Origin of the sequence: Pseudomonas fluorescens (assembly GCF_004683905.1) — a bacterium.
In the GTDB taxonomy this organism is placed as follows: domain Bacteria; phylum Pseudomonadota; class Gammaproteobacteria; order Pseudomonadales; family Pseudomonadaceae; genus Aquipseudomonas; species Aquipseudomonas putida_A.
In genome coordinates, this window is record NZ_CP038438.1 from 2,264,774 (window position 1) to 2,282,714 (window position 17,941).

Annotated in this window: 17 protein-coding genes, 4 tRNA genes and 1 pseudogene; 14 read left to right on the forward strand and 8 right to left on the reverse strand. The window is 56.8% G+C overall.

Annotation, left to right across the window (positions count from 1 at the left end; all coding sequences use genetic code 11):
• Nucleotides 1–99 precede the first annotated feature (99 nt).
• Nucleotides 100–1,332: a serine/threonine transporter SstT gene (gene sstT / locus E4T63_RS10145; protein ID WP_135295396.1), complete on the reverse strand. Its 1,233-nt coding sequence runs from the start codon at nucleotides 1,330–1,332 to the stop codon at nucleotides 100–102.
• Between the two features lie 337 nt (nucleotides 1,333–1,669).
• Here sstT and E4T63_RS10150 point away from each other — a divergent pair, with 337 nt between their 5' ends.
• Complete coding sequence (locus E4T63_RS10150; protein ID WP_135295397.1) at nucleotides 1,670–2,833, forward strand: MFS transporter; 1,164 nt, start codon at nucleotides 1,670–1,672, stop codon at nucleotides 2,831–2,833.
• On the opposite strand, the gene nhaR is transcribed toward E4T63_RS10150, so the two are convergent.
• Nucleotides 2,828–3,727: a transcriptional activator NhaR gene (gene nhaR / locus E4T63_RS10155; RefSeq protein ID WP_134785956.1), complete on the reverse strand. Its 900-nt coding sequence runs from the start codon at nucleotides 3,725–3,727 to the stop codon at nucleotides 2,828–2,830. The two genes, E4T63_RS10150 and nhaR, sit on opposite strands and share 6 nt — an antisense overlap.
• 153 nt (nucleotides 3,728–3,880) lie before the next feature.
• On the opposite strand from nhaR, the gene E4T63_RS10160 reads away from it, so the two are divergent.
• Nucleotides 3,881–4,123 carry a hypothetical protein gene (locus tag E4T63_RS10160; protein WP_007965379.1) on the forward strand — a complete coding sequence of 81 codons (243 nt, stop codon included), beginning with the start codon at nucleotides 3,881–3,883 and terminating at the stop codon, nucleotides 4,121–4,123.
• 29 nt (nucleotides 4,124–4,152) lie between these two features.
• Nucleotides 4,153–4,902, forward strand: a complete 750-nt coding sequence (locus E4T63_RS10165; protein WP_027613902.1) for a TerC family protein — start codon at nucleotides 4,153–4,155, stop codon at nucleotides 4,900–4,902.
• A gap of 73 nt (nucleotides 4,903–4,975) precedes the next feature.
• Here the strand turns inward: E4T63_RS10165 and E4T63_RS28505 are convergent, their stop codons facing one another.
• Nucleotides 4,976–5,131, reverse strand: a complete 156-nt coding sequence (locus E4T63_RS28505; protein ID WP_167797053.1) for a hypothetical protein — start codon at nucleotides 5,129–5,131, stop codon at nucleotides 4,976–4,978.
• A gap of 244 nt (nucleotides 5,132–5,375) precedes the next feature.
• Between E4T63_RS28505 and E4T63_RS10170 the strand changes: the two genes are divergently transcribed.
• The 3 genes from E4T63_RS10170 (at nucleotide 5,376) to E4T63_RS10180 (ending at nucleotide 6,550) form a co-directional block, all read left to right on the forward strand.
• Entirely contained in the window at nucleotides 5,376–6,047 is a 672-nt protein-coding gene (locus E4T63_RS10170) for a peptidase C39 family protein (RefSeq protein WP_135295398.1), read from the forward strand.
• An 89-nt stretch (nucleotides 6,048–6,136) separates the two neighbouring features.
• Nucleotides 6,137–6,343 carry a DUF6021 family protein gene (locus E4T63_RS10175; protein WP_047597456.1) on the forward strand — a complete coding sequence of 69 codons (207 nt, stop codon included), beginning with the start codon at nucleotides 6,137–6,139 and terminating at the stop codon, nucleotides 6,341–6,343.
• Between the two features lie 12 nt (nucleotides 6,344–6,355).
• On the forward strand, nucleotides 6,356–6,550 hold the full coding sequence (locus tag E4T63_RS10180) for a hypothetical protein (RefSeq protein WP_047291581.1): 195 nt from the start codon (nucleotides 6,356–6,358) through the stop codon (nucleotides 6,548–6,550).
• A gap of 150 nt (nucleotides 6,551–6,700) precedes the next feature.
• Here E4T63_RS10180 and pbpG read toward each other — a convergent pair whose 3' ends face one another.
• From pbpG to folD, 5 genes and pseudogenes are all read right to left on the reverse strand, one after another.
• Nucleotides 6,701–7,639, reverse strand: coding sequence for a D-alanyl-D-alanine endopeptidase (pbpG, locus tag E4T63_RS10185; protein ID WP_047597458.1), 939 nt, complete (start codon nucleotides 7,637–7,639; stop codon nucleotides 6,701–6,703).
• A gap of 229 nt (nucleotides 7,640–7,868) precedes the next feature.
• A pseudogene (locus E4T63_RS10190) lies at nucleotides 7,869–7,967 on the reverse strand (bifunctional methylenetetrahydrofolate dehydrogenase/methenyltetrahydrofolate cyclohydrolase); the annotation flags it as partial.
• Between the two features lie 113 nt (nucleotides 7,968–8,080).
• Nucleotides 8,081–8,983 carry a hypothetical protein gene (locus tag E4T63_RS10195; protein WP_098968092.1) on the reverse strand — a complete coding sequence of 301 codons (903 nt, stop codon included), beginning with the start codon at nucleotides 8,981–8,983 and terminating at the stop codon, nucleotides 8,081–8,083.
• Complete coding sequence (locus E4T63_RS28935; RefSeq protein ID WP_415752804.1) at nucleotides 8,970–9,638, reverse strand: DUF6932 family protein; 669 nt, start codon at nucleotides 9,636–9,638, stop codon at nucleotides 8,970–8,972. The genes E4T63_RS10195 and E4T63_RS28935 overlap by 14 nt, the downstream gene beginning before the upstream one ends.
• 164 nt (nucleotides 9,639–9,802) lie before the next feature.
• Nucleotides 9,803–10,657, reverse strand: coding sequence for a bifunctional methylenetetrahydrofolate dehydrogenase/methenyltetrahydrofolate cyclohydrolase FolD (gene folD / locus E4T63_RS10205; protein WP_003223627.1), 855 nt, complete (start codon nucleotides 10,655–10,657; stop codon nucleotides 9,803–9,805).
• Between the two features lie 275 nt (nucleotides 10,658–10,932).
• On the opposite strand from folD, the gene E4T63_RS10210 reads away from it, so the two are divergent.
• From E4T63_RS10210 to lon, 8 genes are all read left to right on the forward strand, one after another.
• Nucleotides 10,933–11,009, forward strand: a tRNA-Arg gene (locus tag E4T63_RS10210).
• Between the two features lie 32 nt (nucleotides 11,010–11,041).
• Nucleotides 11,042–11,117: transfer RNA gene (locus tag E4T63_RS10215), tRNA-His, on the forward strand.
• 58 nt (nucleotides 11,118–11,175) lie between these two features.
• Nucleotides 11,176–11,260 (forward strand) — tRNA-Leu (locus E4T63_RS10220).
• Between the two features lie 76 nt (nucleotides 11,261–11,336).
• Nucleotides 11,337–11,412: transfer RNA gene (locus E4T63_RS10225), tRNA-His, on the forward strand.
• A gap of 398 nt (nucleotides 11,413–11,810) precedes the next feature.
• Nucleotides 11,811–13,121 carry a trigger factor gene (gene tig / locus E4T63_RS10230; protein WP_027614582.1) on the forward strand — a complete coding sequence of 437 codons (1,311 nt, stop codon included), beginning with the start codon at nucleotides 11,811–11,813 and terminating at the stop codon, nucleotides 13,119–13,121.
• Between the two features lie 92 nt (nucleotides 13,122–13,213).
• Complete coding sequence (clpP, locus tag E4T63_RS10235; protein WP_007951559.1) at nucleotides 13,214–13,849, forward strand: ATP-dependent Clp endopeptidase proteolytic subunit ClpP; 636 nt, start codon at nucleotides 13,214–13,216, stop codon at nucleotides 13,847–13,849.
• Nucleotides 13,850–13,961: 112 nt separating this feature from the next.
• The gene (gene clpX, locus E4T63_RS10240; RefSeq protein WP_003223632.1) at nucleotides 13,962–15,245 is read left to right on the forward strand and encodes an ATP-dependent Clp protease ATP-binding subunit ClpX; all 1,284 of its coding nucleotides are present in this window, start codon (nucleotides 13,962–13,964) and stop codon (nucleotides 15,243–15,245) included.
• Nucleotides 15,246–15,408: 163 nt separating this feature from the next.
• A complete protein-coding gene (gene lon, locus E4T63_RS10245; protein ID WP_003223634.1) occupies nucleotides 15,409–17,805 on the forward strand; it encodes an endopeptidase La in 2,397 nt (798 codons plus the stop codon).
• Nucleotides 17,806–17,941 lie beyond the last annotated feature (136 nt).

Here is a 17,941-nt window from a genome sequence, read left to right on the forward strand (position 1 = left end):
CCCTTGGGGGGAGAGGGTTGGGGTGAGGGGGGAAAGATCTCGGCCACAAAAAAGCCCGCCTGGGTTCACACCTTGGCGGGCTTTTCATTGCAGCAATTGTTACGCAGTGCGCTGGGCTTTCGCCTCTTCACCCAGGCACGCCGCGGCGGTAAACAGCACATCGGTGGACGAATTCAACGCCGTCTCCGCCGAGTCCTGCAACACCCCAATGATGAAACCGACTGCCACCACCTGCATGGCAATCTCGCTCGGGATACCGAACAGGCTGCACGCCAGCGGAATCAGCAGCAGCGAGCCGCCGGCCACGCCCGAGGCGCCACAGGCGCAGATCGCCGCGACGACGCTGAGCAGAATCGCGGTTGGAATGTCCACGGCAATCCCCAGCGTGTGCACCGCGGCCAGGGTCAATACGGTGATGGTGATCGCCGCGCCGGCCATGTTGATGGTTGCCCCCAGCGGGATCGATACCGAGTAGGTGTCTTCGTGCAGGCCCAGGCGCTTGCTCAGTTCCAGGTTGACCGGAATGTTCGCCGCCGAGCTGCGGGTGAAGAACGCGGTGATGCCGCTTTCGCGCAGGCACTTGAGGGTCAGCGGGTACGGGTTGCGACGGAGTTTCCCGAACACGATCAGCGGGTTCATCACCAGCGCGACGAACAGCATGCAGCCCAGCAGCACGCCCAGTAGATGCGCGTAACCGATCAGTGCGCCGAAGCCCGAGGTCGCGAGCGTCGAGGCCACCAGACCGAAAATGCCCAGGGGGGCGAAACGAATCACCACGCGCACGATCAGCGTCACGCCGTTGGACAGATCGCCGAGCACTTCGCGGGTGGTGTCACCGGCGTGGCGAATGGCAACGCCCATGCCGATCGCCCAGGCGAGAATGCCGATGAAGTTGGCGTTCATCAGGGCGCTGACCGGATTATCGACCACGCTCAACAGCAGACTTTGCAGCACCTCGGCGATGCCGCCTGGCGCGGTGACTGACACGTTGTCGGTGGATAACACCAGATGCGAGGGAAACGCCATGCTGGCGACAACCGCCACCACCGCCGCAGCGAATGTGCCGAGCAGATAAAGAAACAGGATCGGCCGGATATGGGTTTCCTGACCGTGCTTGTGGTTGGCGATCGACGCCATCACCAGCACGAACACCAGAATCGGGGCCACGGCTTTCAGTGCCGAGACGAACACTTTGCCGATGAACGCCGAGCCTTTCGCCGCTTCCGGGGCGAACAGCGCCAGAGCGATACCGGCAATCAGGCCGATCAGGATCTGCGTGACCAGGCTGAGGTTTTTCAGGCGTTGCAATAGAGAAGGGGATGAAGCGGTCATAACGGCATCTCTGATTTTTTATAGGGTGCAAGGTTGCGTGAAACCGGTGATACATCGGGGGGCAGGTCACCGGCACGAACCGAAAGGGCTGACGCGCCATCAACGCTGTTAAACAGGCCGCTGAATAGGGTGTACGTTTTTCAGGGCGCGGACTTTATCACAGCGTAGGCGTTATCCTTCAGGCCTGTGACGATCTGCCACCGGATTGATCGGCAAGTCGGCAGGTTTGTGCAAGTCAGCCCGGAAACACTCTGTTAAGATTCGCCATCCTCATTTTCATAGTCTGCCAGCGGGCCTCTTGGTCATCGCTGGTGTCGTCGTTTTGCTGGAGTTGCTCATGCTGTTGCCCATTCTTCTGTTGTCCGCCGCCGGATTCACGGTGCTGACCACGGAATTCGTCATCGTCGGCCTGTTGCCGGCCATTGCCCGCGACCTGGCGGTAACCATTCCGCAGGCCGGTTTGCTGGTGACTCTATTCGCTTTCACGGTGGCGATGTTCGGTCCATTTTTGACCGCGTATTTCGCCCGGTTCGAGCGGCGCAAGTTGTTCATCACGATTTTGATCATGTTCGGCCTGGCCAACACCGTTGCGGCGCTGGCGCCGAACATCTGGGTCATGGCCATCGCCCGGTTGATCCCGGCGCTCGGCCTGCCGGTGTTCTGGGCCTTGGCCAGTGAGACGGCGGTGGACATCGTCGGCCCGGATCATGCCGGCCGCGCGATTGCCAAGATCGGCTTCGGCATTGTTTGCGCGACGGTGTTCGGCATTCCGGTGGGCACGTTGATTTCCGATGCGTTCGGCTGGCGCAGTGCGTTTGCGATTCTGGCGGTGATCGCTTTCGCCAAGGCCTTGCTGCTGTTTGTTTACCTGCCGAAAACCAGTCTGCACCAGCATCAGGTCAGCTTCGCCTCGCAGTTCAAGATCCTGCGCAACCCGCTGATGATCGGCCATGTGCTGTTGTCGATTCTGGTATTCAGCGGCATGTTCACCGCTTATACCTATCTGGCCGACATTCTTGAGCGTCTGGCCGGGTTCAACGGCACGGTGGTTGGCTGGTGCCTGATGGGCTTCGGTGCGGTCGGGCTGATCGGCAACTCACTGGGCGGTCGCGCGGTGGATCGTCATCCACTGGGCGCCTCGGTGTTGTTCTGCGCGTTCATGATTGCCGGCATGGTCTCGCTGGTGCCGAACATTCACTCGACGGTGGGTCTGGCGGTAGCCATGGGCATCTGGGGCATCACCCAGGCTGCGTTGTTCCTGGTCAGCCATGTACGCCTGATGAAGGCCGCACCGGAAGCGCCAGCCTTTGCCGCCTCGCTGAATATCGCCGGGGCCAACCTCGGGATCGGCCTCGGAGCGATGATCGGCGGGCGGGTGATCGACAGTGCCGGCCTGGGTTTTCTGGGGTTCGCCGCTGCCGGGTTCATTCTGTTGTCGGTGTTCCTCGCCATGGTGCTGATGACGCTCAAACCGCGCGAAGCGTGCGCCCAGGCGTCATAACGCGGTAAACAGCTCGCGTCGGGCACCTTCGGTAATCGCAACGATGCCGGGGTGCTTGACCTTGCGCTCCACCGAAATGGCATAGAACGACTCGGTCACCGCATCGGTCTGGCCAATCACTTCGACGCCGTACTGGCGTTTGACTTCATCGGCAATCACGCTCGGACCGATGAAGATCCCGCTGCCCGATTGGCCGAAGGCCTGCATCAGGGCGCTGTCATCGAACTCCCCGACGATTCGCGGCTGGATCTGTTGCTCGGCAAACCAGCGCTGCAAACGGCTGCGCACCACGGTTTCCGCGCCGGGGATCAACAGCGGTGCGCCGTTGAGGCTGCGCGGGAAATCCTGCCCGTATTGCGCTGCCAACTTCGTGGTGGCGAAGAAACTGATCCCGCATTCGCCAAGCTTCTGGCTATAGCCCTTGATGTCGAGGTGCGACGGCATCGGGCTGTCGGAAATCACCAGGTCCAGGCGCTGGATCGCCAGATCCGCCAGCAGGCGTTCGAGTTTGTCTTCGCGGCAGGTGATGCGTAGCGGCTCGTGCAACTCCATGGTCGGCGCAATCAGGCGATAGACGATGGACTTGGGCACCACGTCCGCCACGCCGACGCGGAACAGTATCTGCTGCTCGTTGGGCTGGGCGCGCAGCATCAGCTCCAGTTCGCCGCCTAACTGAAACATCTGCTCGGCGTAGGGCAGGGCCTGACGTCCAGCTTCGGTCAGCTCCAGCTGACGGCCGACCCGTTGAAACAGTTCGATGCCGTATGTTTGTTCGAGCAGCGAAATCTGCCCGCTGATGGTTTGTGGCGTGAGGTTCAGCTGTTCGCAGGCACGCACGATGCTGCCGGTCTTGGCGACCACCCAGAAGTAATGCAGTTGTCGGTAGTTGAGCATCGAGCAATGGCCTCTGACTGGATTGCGCAGTGTTCGTTAAAACCGAAGTATAGCCGCTAAAAATACGAATTTTCCTGAAGTGTTTGTCTCCTTAGAATGCCCAGCCATCGACGGGCGGTCTGAGACCCTGTCTGTTCATTCGAAGGAAGTCCCATGAAATACACAATTCCAGCGTTGATGTTTACGTCTTTACTGCTTATGGCCGGTTGCGATCAGGCCGAGAAAAGCGCCCAGCAGTTGATGGGCAAGGCCGCCGAAAGCGCCAAACAGGCGATCGACGACACGCACAAGGCTGCTGAACAAGCACTCAGCGACGCCACCGGCGGCCTGATCGAGAAAAAAGAAACACCGGAAAAAGACGCGGAAAAATCCGAATCTTCCTCCAAGACCATCTAAACCGTCTTACACAGAGTCAGGACTGACCCATGGAATATCTGTTAGAACTCGCCGCCAGCCCCGCCGCCTGGGTTGCTTTGGCCACACTGGTGGTGATGGAGATCGTACTCGGCATCGATAACCTGATCTTTATTTCGATCCTGACCAACAAACTGCCCGTGCAGCATCGTCAGAAGGCGCGTCGAATCGGTATCGGCATGGCGCTGATTCTGCGTCTGGCTCTGTTGAGCACCATCGCCTTCATCGTGCAGTTGACTGCCCCTGTGATCGAAATCATGGGCCAGGCGTTCTCTTGGAAGGACATGATCCTGATTGCCGGTGGTCTGTTCCTGGTGTGGAAAGCCACAACCGAGATCCATCACAGCATGGACCCGGCGCCGGAAGACCCGAAAAGCGCAACATCGACCGTGACCCTGGGCTTCGCTGCCGCGATCGGTCAGATCCTGATGCTGGACATGGTGTTCTCCATCGACAGCATCATTACTGCGGTGGGCATGACTGAGCACTTGCCGATCATGGTGATCGCAGTGGTGGTCTCGGTAATGGTGATGCTGTTTGCGGCTGAACCGCTGGCCAAGTTCATCAACGACAACCCGACGGTGGTGATGCTGGCGCTGGGCTTCCTGATCATGATCGGCATGACGCTGATCGCCGAAGGCTTCGGCGCCCACGTACCGAAAGGTTATGTGTACGCGGCCATGGCGTTCTCGGCAGCGATTGAGGTGCTGAACATGATGTCGCGTCGGGCTAAGCAGAAGAAGCTGGCTCAGCAGGCGTAAGCGCTGACCAGCCAAAAGCCCCCTGAGCGCCAAGCGTTCAGGGGGCTTTTTTATGGGCGGAACGTTTACAGAATCAATGTGCGGTCGCGTGCCGTGCGTTGTGCTTTTGCGGTTTTTCGACCGCCACAGGTGGCTGCAGGTGATGGTGGCGCCGCGAAATCCGCAGCACGCCCCACAACATGGCAGTGGCCACGGCCAGCCAGCCGGCGATCAGCATTACGATAGTCATGGTCAGGCTCATCAGTGCCTCCTCTTTGCCCTGCGTCGGGCACTCACTTTTTCAATTCGCTCTGTTTCAGTGACAGTCTAGACAATGGGGTGTTTCAGACTATTGACCAAAGGTCGGTAATGACCAATCAGTTCGCTCTATGCAAACGATCAGTCTGCGGTTTAAGGCTATACCGCAGGCGTGCGTCGCCCTATGATCGCAGGCGTTGCCGGAACACGATGACCGGCGTCTGACGAGAGTGATGATGGTGCAGGTATTTTCTCGATTGCGAGGGGCGTTGCTGGTGGCCGGTTGCGCGGCGGCGTTGGCAGGGTGTGCGGGCAGTGTCGCGCCGCAGGTCAAGCGTCTGCCGGAACGGGTCGAACTCAGCGGCACGTTCTATCGCGGCGAAGCCAATCAAAGTGGTCCGCAAGTGCTGGCCAGCCTGTTGTCGCAGCAGGGCATCATGATCACCCCGGGCCTGCTGGAAAAACCGTTGCATCTGCCGGGGGCACAGGATCAGTTGCAGCAGAATCTGCAGAACCTGGCCCGTGATTACGGCATGGTGGTCTACCCGCTGGACAAGAACCTGCCTGCCTTGTTGACTCAGGTGGCGGCCGGTTATCCGGTGATGGTGCGCTTTAGTGAAGGCTCGGCGTTCTGGGCTGAACCGCGTTACGCGATCCTTTCCGGTTATGACCGGCTGAAACAGAAGGTGCTGTTGCGCGCCGGGATGAATCGCCGCGAACTGATGAGTTTCAGTTCCTTTGAATCCGCCTTCGAAAAATCCGGCGGCTGGGCAGTACTGATCCAGAAACCGTCGCAGATTCCTGCCGAAGTCGACCGCCAGCGCTGGCTCAAGGCCGCGGACGAGCTGGCGCAGGCCGGCCAGGAACGTGAAGCGGCGCAAGCCAGAAAGGCCTTGGCCGCACATTAAGGCTCCGTTCGTCATTTGCCGGGCACCCTCACGCCCGGCAGGCCTCTCACTGATAGAGCCCGAATGTGCGGGTGAATCAGGAGGCGAGCATGGCAGATTCCCCATCCCCGAAAGGCCCACACTCAAGCGAGCATTCTTCCGGTCATGATCTGGGTTTCGATCCGGATTCGCCGGATCTCGACGATCCGCAGGTTGATCCGGTCGGCCCCGCCAAGGCGCCGCGAGACGTGCAACCCGACGACGACAGCCAGCGACCGGCCAAGCCCTATGATCCGTTGGCCGATCTGAAACCATGAAGTGAGGTGCGTATGAGTACCGATTCCAGCTTCGACGATAAAAAACCGGACAGCGTGCCGACCACGCCTGAGGACGACGTGGATCCTGTGCTGGATCCGGACAGCCCGCTGCGCGATCCGCTGGCGCGACCTAATGTGCTGACGCCAGATCCGAGCGCTGGTGACGGCATTCCGGACGACGACAAAATGCCGTTACCCAATGATTGAATAACGGGTATTTAACCGCTGGCTGAATACCTCTGTGGCGAGGGAGCTTGCTCCCGCTGGACTGCGCAGCAGGCCTTTTCTGTTAAAAAAGAAGGTCCTCTACGTGCCCCAGCGGGAGCAAGCTCCCTCGCCACAGTTGGATATTTCTAATTACTTGGAGGCTTCGACCACGCCGCTCTGGCGCGACTTGAGGTTTTTCTCGGCCTTGTATTGCTGCGCAACTGCCGGGACGCTGGCGCTACGACCGGTTTCCATCCAGCTGCGGATACGGCTGGCATCGGCAAAATGCGTGTACTTGCCGAACGCATCGAGAATCACCAGGGCAACCGGGCGGTTGCTCATTCGCGTCACCAGCACCAGGCAATGACCCGCCGGGTTGGTGAAGCCGGTTTTGGTGATCTTGATGTCCCAGTCAGCCTTGTTCACCAGGTGATCGGTGTTGCGGAAACCCAGGGTGTAATTGGGCTTGCGGAACGCTACGGTTTTTTCCTTGGTGGTGGTCAGCTCGCTGAGGATCGGATGCTTGCTCGCGGCGACCAGCAGTTTGCTCAGGTCGCGGGCGGTGGACACGTTGCGTTCCGACAACCCGGTCGGCTCGACATAGTGCGTATTGGTCATTCCCAGCGCTTTGGCCTTGGCGTTCATTGCGGCGATGAACGCGGCGTAACCGCCTGGATAGTGATGCGCGAGGCTGGCGGCAGCACGGTTCTCCGAGGACATCAGGGCAATCAGCAGCATCTCGCGACGCGGCAGTTCGCTCTTCAGTTTGACTCGGGAGAACACGCCTTTCATTTCCGGCGTATGGCTGATGTCGACGTCGATCCATTCGTCCATGTTCTGGTGCGCTTCAACCACCACCAGTCCGGTCATCAGTTTGCTCACCGAAGCGATCGGCACGATCACATCCGGGTTGCTCGAATAGATGACTTTATTGGTCTGCAAATCCATAAGCAGGGCGCTGCCGGAGGCGATCTTCAGTTGTGAAGCGTCGCGTGGCGCGGCGGTGGTTTCTGCGGCGTTGACCGTTGGCGTGACGAATGTGCCTGAAAAAGCAAAAACCAGGCTCAGGATCGAAAGACGAATTTTCACGCGGGCGAACTCATAAAGGTTGGATATTCCGTTAGTTTGTAACGGGTTATTTCTTCAAAGCGTCGCATTCTAGGAGTATGGCTGAAGATCTGTCGATGGTTGTTTGAATGACCTGAAAATCTCGTGAAAAGGCCTGTAAAAAGAGGGGTTTCCGGCGAACGGTTAGTGTTTTTTCTCAGATACGAAAAACCCCGCACAAGGCGGGGTTCTTTTACTGCGCAAAAACGTCTCAGGCGTGCAGGGTTTCTGCCGCGTAGAGGGTGTTTTCCAGCAGGCAGGCACGGGTCATCGGGCCAACGCCGCCGGGGACCGTGATCCAGCCGGTGCGGGGCAAAAGATCCAGTGTGATCGTTTGATGTTGGTATGTTAGACGCGAATCCAGTCCATTTTTGCATGAAGAAGGCAGGCAGGCCCGGCGCTAGGCCGGGCTTGTATCCAGGCTTAAGTCCAAGGTAGCGCTTTGAGCATGTACCTAGGATTGCTCGAGCCTATTCTTCTCGCGGTAACCTGGATGGTCACTTGAGTATAGAGATGCCCATTTATGTCATTGGGGCTGGCTATTTCGCTAGCAATTCTCCCGTAAATCACTTCGCCTCCAACAGTTTTGAATTCGAAAACCCTTTTATCGGGCAGTACTCCTACGAATGTACCAGTAAAGGTTTCATCATCCTCTTTAATGTTGTCCCGGCTTAGACGCGCCTTACTGCGGCGAACCTGTTCAACGTCAGAGAATTGGAACCTGCGTGTGTTCGTTGTCAGTGCGCAAGACGCATCATTCTCCGAAAGCTCACTGAGGAAATCTGAAACGGCGGCTATCGCTCTATCGGCCAAACGAGAGACTGGCTCAGACAGTTCTTCATCGCTTTTTGTTGTGGCCTCAAGCAGTTCGGTAAGAATATCGATTGCTTGTGATACAGGCGTAGTGCCCTCTATATCAAGCTGTTTATCAGCAGGTATTTCTTCAAGCTCAAACCCGAAGGAACCCCGGGCTGGTCCAGTAATCAAGAGCTGGTTGCTTAGCCGGTTAGGTATAGGCCCTTTGTCCGCGAGTGATCCTGAAACCGAAGCTGCGATCGCTGTTATCGCGACGCTGAAAGCTTTAGTCGCTGTGGCGCCGAACTCAGCGAGCACGCCATGCGTGCCCCAAACAGGGACGCCACGATAGGTTAATCGGACCTTCGCTGGTCGATAAGCATGCTTGCCGTTGTCCTCAAGAAAGGCTCGAGCCTGTTCGATTCTTGCTTGTATCGACATAAGGGTAAGCTTACTTATGCCTGGCGCTGTCGCTTGCTTTTCAAGGAAGTCGAGTTCCGCGGCCTTGTGGGTGTATTCAGATCTGTTCATGTTCAAGCTCCTGCCGACGTACCGCTAGCAAGCTTTCTGCATCTATATCCTGAGCAGGAGAAAGGTCAACTTTCAAAAACCCTTTCCACTGTCCGGTACGTCTGTGAGACCACATGCTGTACCAATAGGTGGTCATGGCTACCAACGACTCGGCTGGATCAGCCAGTGATTGGATATAGAAGTCGATCTTGAACTCTTGCTTTAGATTAGCCCGGTCGCCACCAAGAAGGTTGATATCGTAATCTCCAAGCGAATCGAAAAACGCATCGCTAACCGGTGCGAAGGTCACGACGTCAATATCTCGCGGAGGGCGATGTTCCAACATCTCAATGTCTTCAGTAAAGCTGCCATCCAGCCACTGAAAGCCGCTATGTATGCCCATCCTATGCAACTCTGCTCGATGAGCGAGATATCCAGCCAAAATATCACACCGTTCCGGACTGGTAGCGAACCTATCGACCACCTGCCCAAGGCTCACCTCGTAAGGTGCTCGGTCAAACCCTGTTGGGTCATCCTCGTTAATGGGAGGTAACACCCCCTCAGCGTTCCATTCTGGTATCAATCCAGCCTCCGTGCATTTCGTAGGTCCAGTAAGCCATCTCGCAATGAAAAAACCTGACACGCCACGATACGCCCAATTGCTATGTTCTCGCATTGCAGAAGTGCTTCAGCACATTAAATCCAGCGCGACGATGCCGCTTTTTCAGTCATCGAGGTAGCAATTAGGTAGCAGACCTTTGATGTAAAAAGAAGCGTAGCGATTTGAAGTATTAAAAAACCCCGCACAAGGCGGGGTTTTTTTCTTGCTGAAATTACGCCTCAGGCGTGCAGGGTTTCTGCCGCGTAGAGGGTGTTTTCCAGCAGGCAGGCACGGGTCATCGGGCCAACGCCGCCGGGAACCGGAGTGATCCAGCCGGCGCGGGGCAGGGCGGTTTCATACACCACGTCACCGACCAGCTTGCCGTCGTCCTGACGGTTGATGCCGACGTCGATCACGATCGCGCCTTCCTTGATCCACTCACCCTTGACCAGTCCCGGCTTGCCGGCGGCGACCACCACCAGGTCAGCGCGACCGACGTGGCCGGCCAGGTCCTTGGTGAAGCGGTGGGTGACGGTCACGGTGCAACCGGCCAGCAGCAGTTCCATCGCCATCGGACGACCGACGATGTTCGACGCACCCACCACCACCGCATCCAGACCATAAAGGTCCACGCCGGTGCTTTCCAGCAAGGTCATGATGCCTTTTGGGGTGCACGGACGCAGCAACGGAATGCGCTGGGCCAGGCGACCGACGTTATAAGGATGGAAGCCATCGACGTCTTTGTCCGGGCGAATGCGCTCCAGCAGTTTGGAGGCGTCCAGGTGCTCGGGCAGCGGCAGTTGCAGCAGCACGCCGTCGATGGCCGGGTCGTCGTTGAGGCGATCGATCAGATCGGTCAGCGCTTCTTGAGTGGTTTCGGAAGGCAGGTCGTAGGCTTGAGAGAGGAAGCCGACCTCTTCACAGTCTTTACGCTTGTGCGAGACATAAACCTGAGAGGCAGGATCGCTGCCGACCAGGATCACCGCGAGGCCGGGAGTGCGCAGGCCTTGCTGGCGACGCTCGGCAACTCGTTGGGCGATCTGCTGGCGCAGGCTGGCGGCGATCGATTTGCCGTCGATTAGTTGTGCAGTCATTGCGCGTGATTAACCATCGAGAGGGGAAAAAAAGAGAACGCATTCTCGCATGTCAGGCGGTGAGGGCAAAGGCGCTTGGTCAGCAAATTCCCCTAACTCCTTTAATTAAATGAATTTTTTTCAAAAAGGATTTGACGACCTTGGGAGCGCTCTATACTATTCGTCGCACTTGTCGGGCACAGCCTAGCACTGGTTAAGAAGGTTGAGCGGAATTAGCGTTCTGCGAAGCTGGAAAGCATTTAGTTTGTAGTCCTCCAAGAGTACAGATTAATAAGGCGCCCGTAGCTCAGCTGGATAGAGCATCCGCCTTCTAAGCGGATGGTCGCAGGTTCGAGTCCTGCCGGGTGCGCCATTAGGCAGCTTTGGCACAAGTAGCGCGATATGGTGGGCGTAGCTCAGTTGGTAGAGCACGGGATTGTGACTCCCGTTGTCGTGGGTTCGATCCCCATCGTCCACCCCATATTTCGAAAGGCGTCAGATGTAACAGTCTGGCGCCTTTGCTTTAAAAAGCTTCATCTGCGGATGTGGTGGAATTGGTAGACACACTGGATTTAGGTTCCAGCGCCGCGAGGCGTAAGAGTTCGAGTCTCTTCATCCGCACCAATTAAAGCTTCATTCATGCCGCAGGTCTGATGAAGTTCAGCAAAGAAGTTGAATGGCTTTTTTGTGACGCAATATGGTGGGCGTAGCTCAGTTGGTAGAGCACGGGATTGTGACTCCCGTTGTCGTGGGTTCGATCCCCATCGTCCACCCCATATTTCGAAAGGCGCCAGATTTAACAGTCTGGCGCCTTTTTTGTTTTACGGCTGGTGGTTTGTCGCGCAGCGTTTCGGGTCGAAGGGCAGGGCGTTTCGTCGTGTTCAGGGGCTTGCTGTCAGTGTGCCGACCGCCGGCCATGTTCGCGGGATCAGCCGTCAGGGAGATGGCTCGCAGTCTCTTCTATATATAGAAGCGGTTGAAGCAGAGCCTTGGCGTGATGGTCTTTATTCGTCTTCGAGGTGGAGTGCATTGCTGCATTCACACCTATAAATGGCCTGCTGTTTTTTTACCCGTTTTCAGTAGGGTGACTTCTTGAGTTTGACCCACTAGAATGCATGCCCTTGATTCTGGGGTCGGAAACGGCCGGCTAACGTCTGTGCAACGAGGAATATCCATGCAAGTTTCTGTTGAAAATACTACTGCTCTTGAGCGCCGCATGAGCGTCACCGTGCCGGCTGAGCGCATTGAGAGCCAGGTCAACAAGCGTCTGCAGCAGACTGCCCAAAAGGCCAAGATTGCTGGCTTCCGTCCAGGCAAAGTGCCAATGAGCGAAATCAAGCGCCGTTTCGGTGCTGACGCTCGTCAGGAAGCTGTTGGTGATGTCATCCAGTCCTCCTTCTACGAAGCCGTGGTTGAGCAGAAGCTGAACCCTGCCGGTTCGCCTTCGATCGAGCCGAAGTCGCTGGAAGCTGGCAAAGACCTGGAATACGTTGCCGTATTCGAAGTGTTCCCTGAGTTCACCGTTGCCGGTTTCGACGGCATCACTGTCGAGCGCCTGAGCGCTGAAGTGGCTGACGCCGATCTGGACAAGATGCTGGACATCCTGCGCAAGCAGAACACCCGTTTTGAAGTGGCCGATCGTGCCGCTCAGAACGAAGACCAGCTGAACATTGATTTCGTTGGCAAGGTTGACGGCGAAGCCTTCGCTGGCGGCTCGGCCAAAGGCACTCAACTGGTGCTGGGTTCCGGTCGCATGATCCCGGGCTTCGAAGAAGGCCTGGTGGGCGCTAAAGCGGGCGAAGAGCGCGTTCTGAACCTGACCTTCCCTGAGGACTATCAGAACCTGGACCTGGCCGGCAAAACCGCCGAGTTCACCGTGACTGTAAACACCGTGTCCGAGCCGAAGCTGCCAGAGCTGAACGAAGAGTTCTTCGCTCAATTCGGCATCAAGGAAAGCGGCATCGACGGTTTCCGCACCGAAGTTCGCAAGAACATGGAGCGTGAGCTGCGTCAGGCCATCAAGTCCAAGGTAAAAAATCAGGTAATGGACGGTCTGCTGGCCACCAACCCGATCGAAGTGCCGAAGGCTCTGCTGTCCAACGAAGTTGACCGTCTGCGTGTGCAGGCTGTTCAGCAGTTCGGTGGCAACATCAAGCCTGACCAACTGCCGGCCGAGCTGTTCGAAGAGCAAGCCAAGCGCCGTGTAGTGCTGGGTCTGATCGTGGCCGAAGTGGTCAAGCAATTCGACCTGAAGCCTGACGAAGCCCGCGTTCGCGAAATGATTCAGGAAATGGCTTCGGCTTACCAGGAACCTGAGCAGGTCGTGTCCTGGTACTACAAGAACGAGCAGCAACTGAACGAAGTTCGTTCGGTTGTGCTGGAAGAACAAGTTGTGGATACTGTTCTGCAGAAAGCTAGCGTGACCGACAAATCGGTCTCTTACGAAGAAGCGGTCAAGCCGGTAGAAGCTCCAAAAGCCGACTGATTGTTTTTGCGTTAAGAAGTACACACATAAGCCAGCCTTCGAGCTGGCTTATGCGTATTCAAGACATAACTATTTGGGAGTGACTGCAGAGCATGTTCCGTAATTCGTATATTCAGCAGAACTCTGATATCCAGGCCGCTGGCGGCCTGGTCCCGATGGTTGTCGAGCAATCTGCTCGTGGCGAGCGCGCCTATGACATCTACTCGCGCCTTCTGAAGGAGCGCGTCATTTTTCTGGTGGGTCCTGTAGAGGACTACATGGCCAACCTGATCTGTGCGCAATTGCTGTTCCTTGAAGCGGAAAACCCGGACAAGGACATCCATCTCTATATCAACTCCCCGGGCGGTTCGGTGACAGCGGGCATGTCGATCTACGACACCATGCAGTTCATCAAGCCAAACGTCTCGACGACGTGCATTGGTCAGGCGTGCAGCATGGGTGCATTCCTGCTGACGGCCGGTGCTCCTGGCAAGCGTTTCTGCCTGCCGAACTCGCGTGTGATGATTCACCAGCCACTGGGCGGTTTCCAGGGCCAGGCCTCGGATATCGAAATCCATGCCAAGGAAATCCTCTTCATTCGCGAGCGTCTGAACACGCTGATGGCCAAGCACAGCGGTCGTACGCTTGAAGAAATCGAGCGTGACACCAACCGCGACAACTTCATGAGTGCAGAAGCTGCGAAGGAATACGGCCTGATCGACGAAGTCATCAACCAGCGTCCTGCGTAAAATAAGCAGCTCAAAATAAGGTGGGTCGGCAGGTCCGACCACCAGCGGGCTTGAAAAAGCCCGCAATAGCCTTCATCTTGTGTTGCAAGCCTATCGGATTTGGATCGAACGAATGACTGACACCCGCAACGGCGAGGACAACGGCAAGCTGCTCTATTGCTCCTTCTGTGGCAAAAGCCAGCATGAAGTGCGCAAATTGATTGCCGGCCCCTCGGTCTTTATCTGCGACGAGTGCGTCGACCTGTGCAATGACATCATCCGCGAGGAGGTGCAGGAAGCACAGGCCGAAAGCAGCGCGCATAAATTGCCTTCGCCTAAAGAAATCAGCGGCATCCTTGACCAGTATGTAATCGGTCAGGAGCGTGCGAAAAAGGTTCTGGCCGTAGCGGTGTACAACCACTACAAGCGCCTGAACCAGCGTGACAAGAAGGCTGACGACGTCGAACTCGGCAAGAGCAACATCCTGCTGATCGGCCCGACAGGCTCCGGTAAAACCCTGCTGGCCGAAACACTGGCCCGCCTGCTGAACGTTCCGTTCACCATCGCTGACGCAACCACCCTCACCGAGGCCGGTTACGTAGGTGAAGATGTCGAGAACATCATTCAGAAATTGCTGCAAAAGTGCGATTACGACGTGGAAAAGGCCCAGATGGGCATTGTCTATATCGACGAAATCGACAAGATTTCCCGCAAGTCCGACAACCCGTCGATCACCCGCGATGTTTCCGGTGAAGGCGTGCAGCAGGCCTTGCTCAAGTTGATCGAAGGCACGGTCGCTTCCGTTCCACCGCAAGGTGGTCGCAAGCATCCGCAGCAGGAATTCCTGCAGGTCGACACCCGTAACATCCTGTTCATCTGCGGTGGTGCGTTCTCTGGTCTGGAAAAGGTTATCCAAAACCGTTCCACCAAAGGCGGCATCGGTTTCAACGCAGAAGTGCGCAGCAAGGAAGAAGGCAAGAAAGTCGGTGAATCCCTGCGTGAAGTCGAGCCTGACGATCTGGTCAAGTTCGGTCTGATCCCGGAATTTGTCGGTCGTCTGCCGGTTCTTGCGACGCTGGACGAGCTCGACGAGGCTGCGTTGATGCAGATCCTCACCGAGCCGAAAAATGCTCTGACCAAACAGTATGCCAAGCTGTTCGAGATGGAAGGCGTGGATCTGGAGTTCCGGACCGACGCACTGAAATCGGTCGCCAAACGTGCTCTGGAACGTAAAACCGGTGCCCGTGGCCTGCGTTCGATTCTCGAAGGTGTGCTGCTCGACACGATGTACGAAATCCCTTCGCAGTCCGAGGTGAGCAAAGTCGTCATCGATGAAAGCGTGATTGAAGGCAAGTCCAAGCCACTGTATATCTACGAAAACAGTGAGCCGACGGCCAAGGCAGCGCCGGACGCGTAAGCGTCCACACTGCCGGAACAAAGAAGGGGCCTTCGGGCCTCTTTTTTTTTATGTCGTTTTTTACATCCGCTTTGCGCTTGTTTTTTTTCAAGGCAGCCCCCATCTTGGTTTCAAGTTTAATTCCATCTGATTACGGCCATATGGCCGCCGTAGAGGCGAAATCATGAAGACAACCATCGAATTGCCTCTCCTGCCATTGCGTGATGTCGTGGTTTATCCGCACATGGTTATCCCGCTGTTCGTGGGGCGCGAGAAATCCATCGAAGCCCTCGAGGCCGCGATGACGGGCGACAAGCAGATCCTGCTGCTGGCCCAGAGAAACCCGGCTGACGATGATCCCGGTGAAGACGCTCTCTATCGCGTAGGTACTATCGCCACTGTGTTGCAGCTGCTGAAGCTGCCGGACGGCACCGTCAAGGTTCTGGTCGAAGGTGAGCAGCGCGGTGCTGTAGAGCGCTTCAGCGAAGTCGACGGGCATTGCCGCGCCGAAGTCTCGCTGATCGACGAAGTCGACGCCGCCGAGCGCGAATCCGAAGTGTTCGTGCGCAGCCTGCTGTCGCAGTTCGAACAATACGTGCAGTTGGGCAAGAAGGTCCCGGCTGAGGTCCTGTCGTCGCTCAACAGCATTGATGAGCCTGGTCGCCTGGTTGACACCATGGCCGCGCACATGGCGCTGAAGATCGAGCAGAAGCAGGAAATCCTCGAAATCATCGATCTGTCGGCCCGGGTCGAGCACGTGCTCGCCTTGCTGGATGCCGAAATCGATCTGCTGCAAGTTGAAAAACGCATTCGCGGCCGCGTCAAAAAGCAAATGGAGCGCAGCCAGCGCGAGTACTACTTGAATGAGCAGATGAAGGCCATTCAGAAAGAGCTGGGCGACGGTGACGAAGGTCACAATGAAATCGAAGAGCTGAAAAAGCGCATCGATGCTGCCGGCCTGCCGAAAGATGCCTTGGCCAAAGCCACCGCCGAGCTGAACAAGCTCAAGCAAATGTCGCCGATGTCCGCTGAAGCCACCGTGGTGCGCTCCTACATCGACTGGCTGGTGCAGGTGCCGTGGAAGGCGCAAAGCAAGGTACGCCTCGACCTGGCGCGTGCTGAAGACATTCTCGACGCCGATCACTACGGTCTCGAAGAGGTCAAGGAGCGCATCCTTGAATACCTCGCCGTGCAGAAGCGCGTGAAGAAGATCCGTGGTCCGGTGTTGTGCCTGGTAGGTCCGCCTGGCGTGGGTAAGACCTCGCTGGCAGAGTCGATTGCCCACGCCACCAACCGTAAATTTGTGCGTATGGCCCTCGGTGGCGTGCGTGATGAAGCGGAAATTCGTGGTCATCGTCGGACTTACATTGGTTCGATGCCAGGAAGATTGATTCAAAAGATGACAAAGGTGGGCGTACGCAACCCGCTGTTCCTGCTCGATGAAATCGACAAAATGGGCAGCGACATGCGTGGCGACCCGGCGTCGGCGTTGCTGGAAGTGCTCGATCCGGAGCAGAACCACAACTTCAACGATCACTATCTGGAAGTCGATTACGACCTGTCCGATGTGATGTTCCTGTGCACCTCGAACTCGATGAACATCCCGCCGGCATTGCTGGACCGGATGGAAGTCATTCGTCTGCCGGGCTACACCGAAGACGAAAAGATCAACATCGCCGTAAAGTACCTGTCGCCCAAGCAGATTGCCGCTAATGGTCTGAAGAAGGGTGAGCTGGAATTCGACGAGGAAGCGATCCGCGACATCATCCGTTACTACACCCGTGAAGCCGGTGTGCGTGGCCTCGAACGTCAGATCGCCAAAGTCTGCCGCAAGGCCGTGAAAGAACATGCGCTGGAAAAACGTTTCTCGGTAAAAGTGACAGCTGACCTGCTGGAGCATTTCCTCGGCGTGCGTAAATTCCGCTACGGTCTGGCAGAGCAACAGGATCAGATCGGTCAGGTGACTGGCTTGGCGTGGACGCAGGTGGGCGGTGAATTGCTGACCATCGAAGCGGCTGTGGTGCCGGGTAAAGGTCAGCTGATCAAGACCGGTTCGCTGGGCGATGTAATGGTCGAATCGATCACTGCGGCGCTGACCGTTGTGCGCAGCCGTGCCAAAAGCCTGGGCATTCCGCTGGACTTCCATGAGAAGCGCGACACGCACATTCACATGCCGGAGGGGGCGACCCCGAAGGACGGTCCTAGCGCGGGTGTGGGCATGTGCACGGCACTGGTGTCAGCCTTGACCGGGATTCCGGTGCGCGCCGATGTCGCCATGACCGGCGAAATTACCCTGCGTGGCCAAGTGTTGGCGATTGGTGGTCTGAAGGAAAAACTGCTCGCGGCTCACCGTGGCGGAATCAAGATTGTGATTATTCCGGAAGAGAACGTGCGCGATCTGAAGGAGATTCCTGACAATATCAAGCAGGATCTGCAGATTAAACCGGTTAAATGGATTGACGAGGTCCTGCAAATTGCGCTGCAATACGCGCCGGAGCCCTTGCCGGATGTGGCTCCGGAGATAGTTTCCAAGGACGAAAAACGTGAGTCTGATTCAAAGGAAAGAATTAGCACGCATTAATACGTTTTTGCCTGGGGGGCTTCCTTGACAGCTTTTTAGAGCCCTTGTTATAAAGCGGCTCTTAAGTGTCTGTAGGCCATTCAGCACTCGTTTTTGCTTTCACCAAAAAACTTAGAATCATCTCAAAATAGATATA

Excerpts from the sequence above, each read along its gene's own strand:
- sstT (WP_135295396.1), bottom strand. The coding sequence starts at position 1,332 with ATGACCGCTTCATCCCCTTCTCTATTGCAACGCCTGAAAAACCTCAGC.
- E4T63_RS10150 (WP_135295397.1), top strand. The coding sequence starts at position 1,670 with ATGCTGTTGCCCATTCTTCTGTTGTCCGCCGCCGGATTCACGGTGCTG.
- nhaR (WP_134785956.1), bottom strand. The coding sequence starts at position 3,727 with ATGCTCAACTACCGACAACTGCATTACTTCTGGGTGGTCGCCAAGACC.
- E4T63_RS10160 (WP_007965379.1), top strand. The coding sequence starts at position 3,881 with ATGAAATACACAATTCCAGCGTTGATGTTTACGTCTTTACTGCTTATG.
- E4T63_RS10165 (WP_027613902.1), top strand. The coding sequence starts at position 4,153 with ATGGAATATCTGTTAGAACTCGCCGCCAGCCCCGCCGCCTGGGTTGCT.
- E4T63_RS28505 (WP_167797053.1), bottom strand. The coding sequence starts at position 5,131 with ATGACTATCGTAATGCTGATCGCCGGCTGGCTGGCCGTGGCCACTGCC.
- E4T63_RS10170 (WP_135295398.1), top strand. The coding sequence starts at position 5,376 with ATGGTGCAGGTATTTTCTCGATTGCGAGGGGCGTTGCTGGTGGCCGGT.
- E4T63_RS10175 (WP_047597456.1), top strand. The coding sequence starts at position 6,137 with ATGGCAGATTCCCCATCCCCGAAAGGCCCACACTCAAGCGAGCATTCT.
- E4T63_RS10180 (WP_047291581.1), top strand. The coding sequence starts at position 6,356 with ATGAGTACCGATTCCAGCTTCGACGATAAAAAACCGGACAGCGTGCCG.
- E4T63_RS10195 (WP_098968092.1), bottom strand. The coding sequence starts at position 8,983 with ATGAACAGATCTGAATACACCCACAAGGCCGCGGAACTCGACTTCCTT.
- E4T63_RS28935 (WP_415752804.1), bottom strand. The coding sequence starts at position 9,638 with ATGCGAGAACATAGCAATTGGGCGTATCGTGGCGTGTCAGGTTTTTTC.
- folD (WP_003223627.1), bottom strand. The coding sequence starts at position 10,657 with ATGACTGCACAACTAATCGACGGCAAATCGATCGCCGCCAGCCTGCGC.
- tig (WP_027614582.1), top strand. The coding sequence starts at position 11,811 with ATGCAAGTTTCTGTTGAAAATACTACTGCTCTTGAGCGCCGCATGAGC.
- clpP (WP_007951559.1), top strand. The coding sequence starts at position 13,214 with ATGTTCCGTAATTCGTATATTCAGCAGAACTCTGATATCCAGGCCGCT.
- clpX (WP_003223632.1), top strand. The coding sequence starts at position 13,962 with ATGACTGACACCCGCAACGGCGAGGACAACGGCAAGCTGCTCTATTGC.
- lon (WP_003223634.1), top strand. The coding sequence starts at position 15,409 with ATGAAGACAACCATCGAATTGCCTCTCCTGCCATTGCGTGATGTCGTG.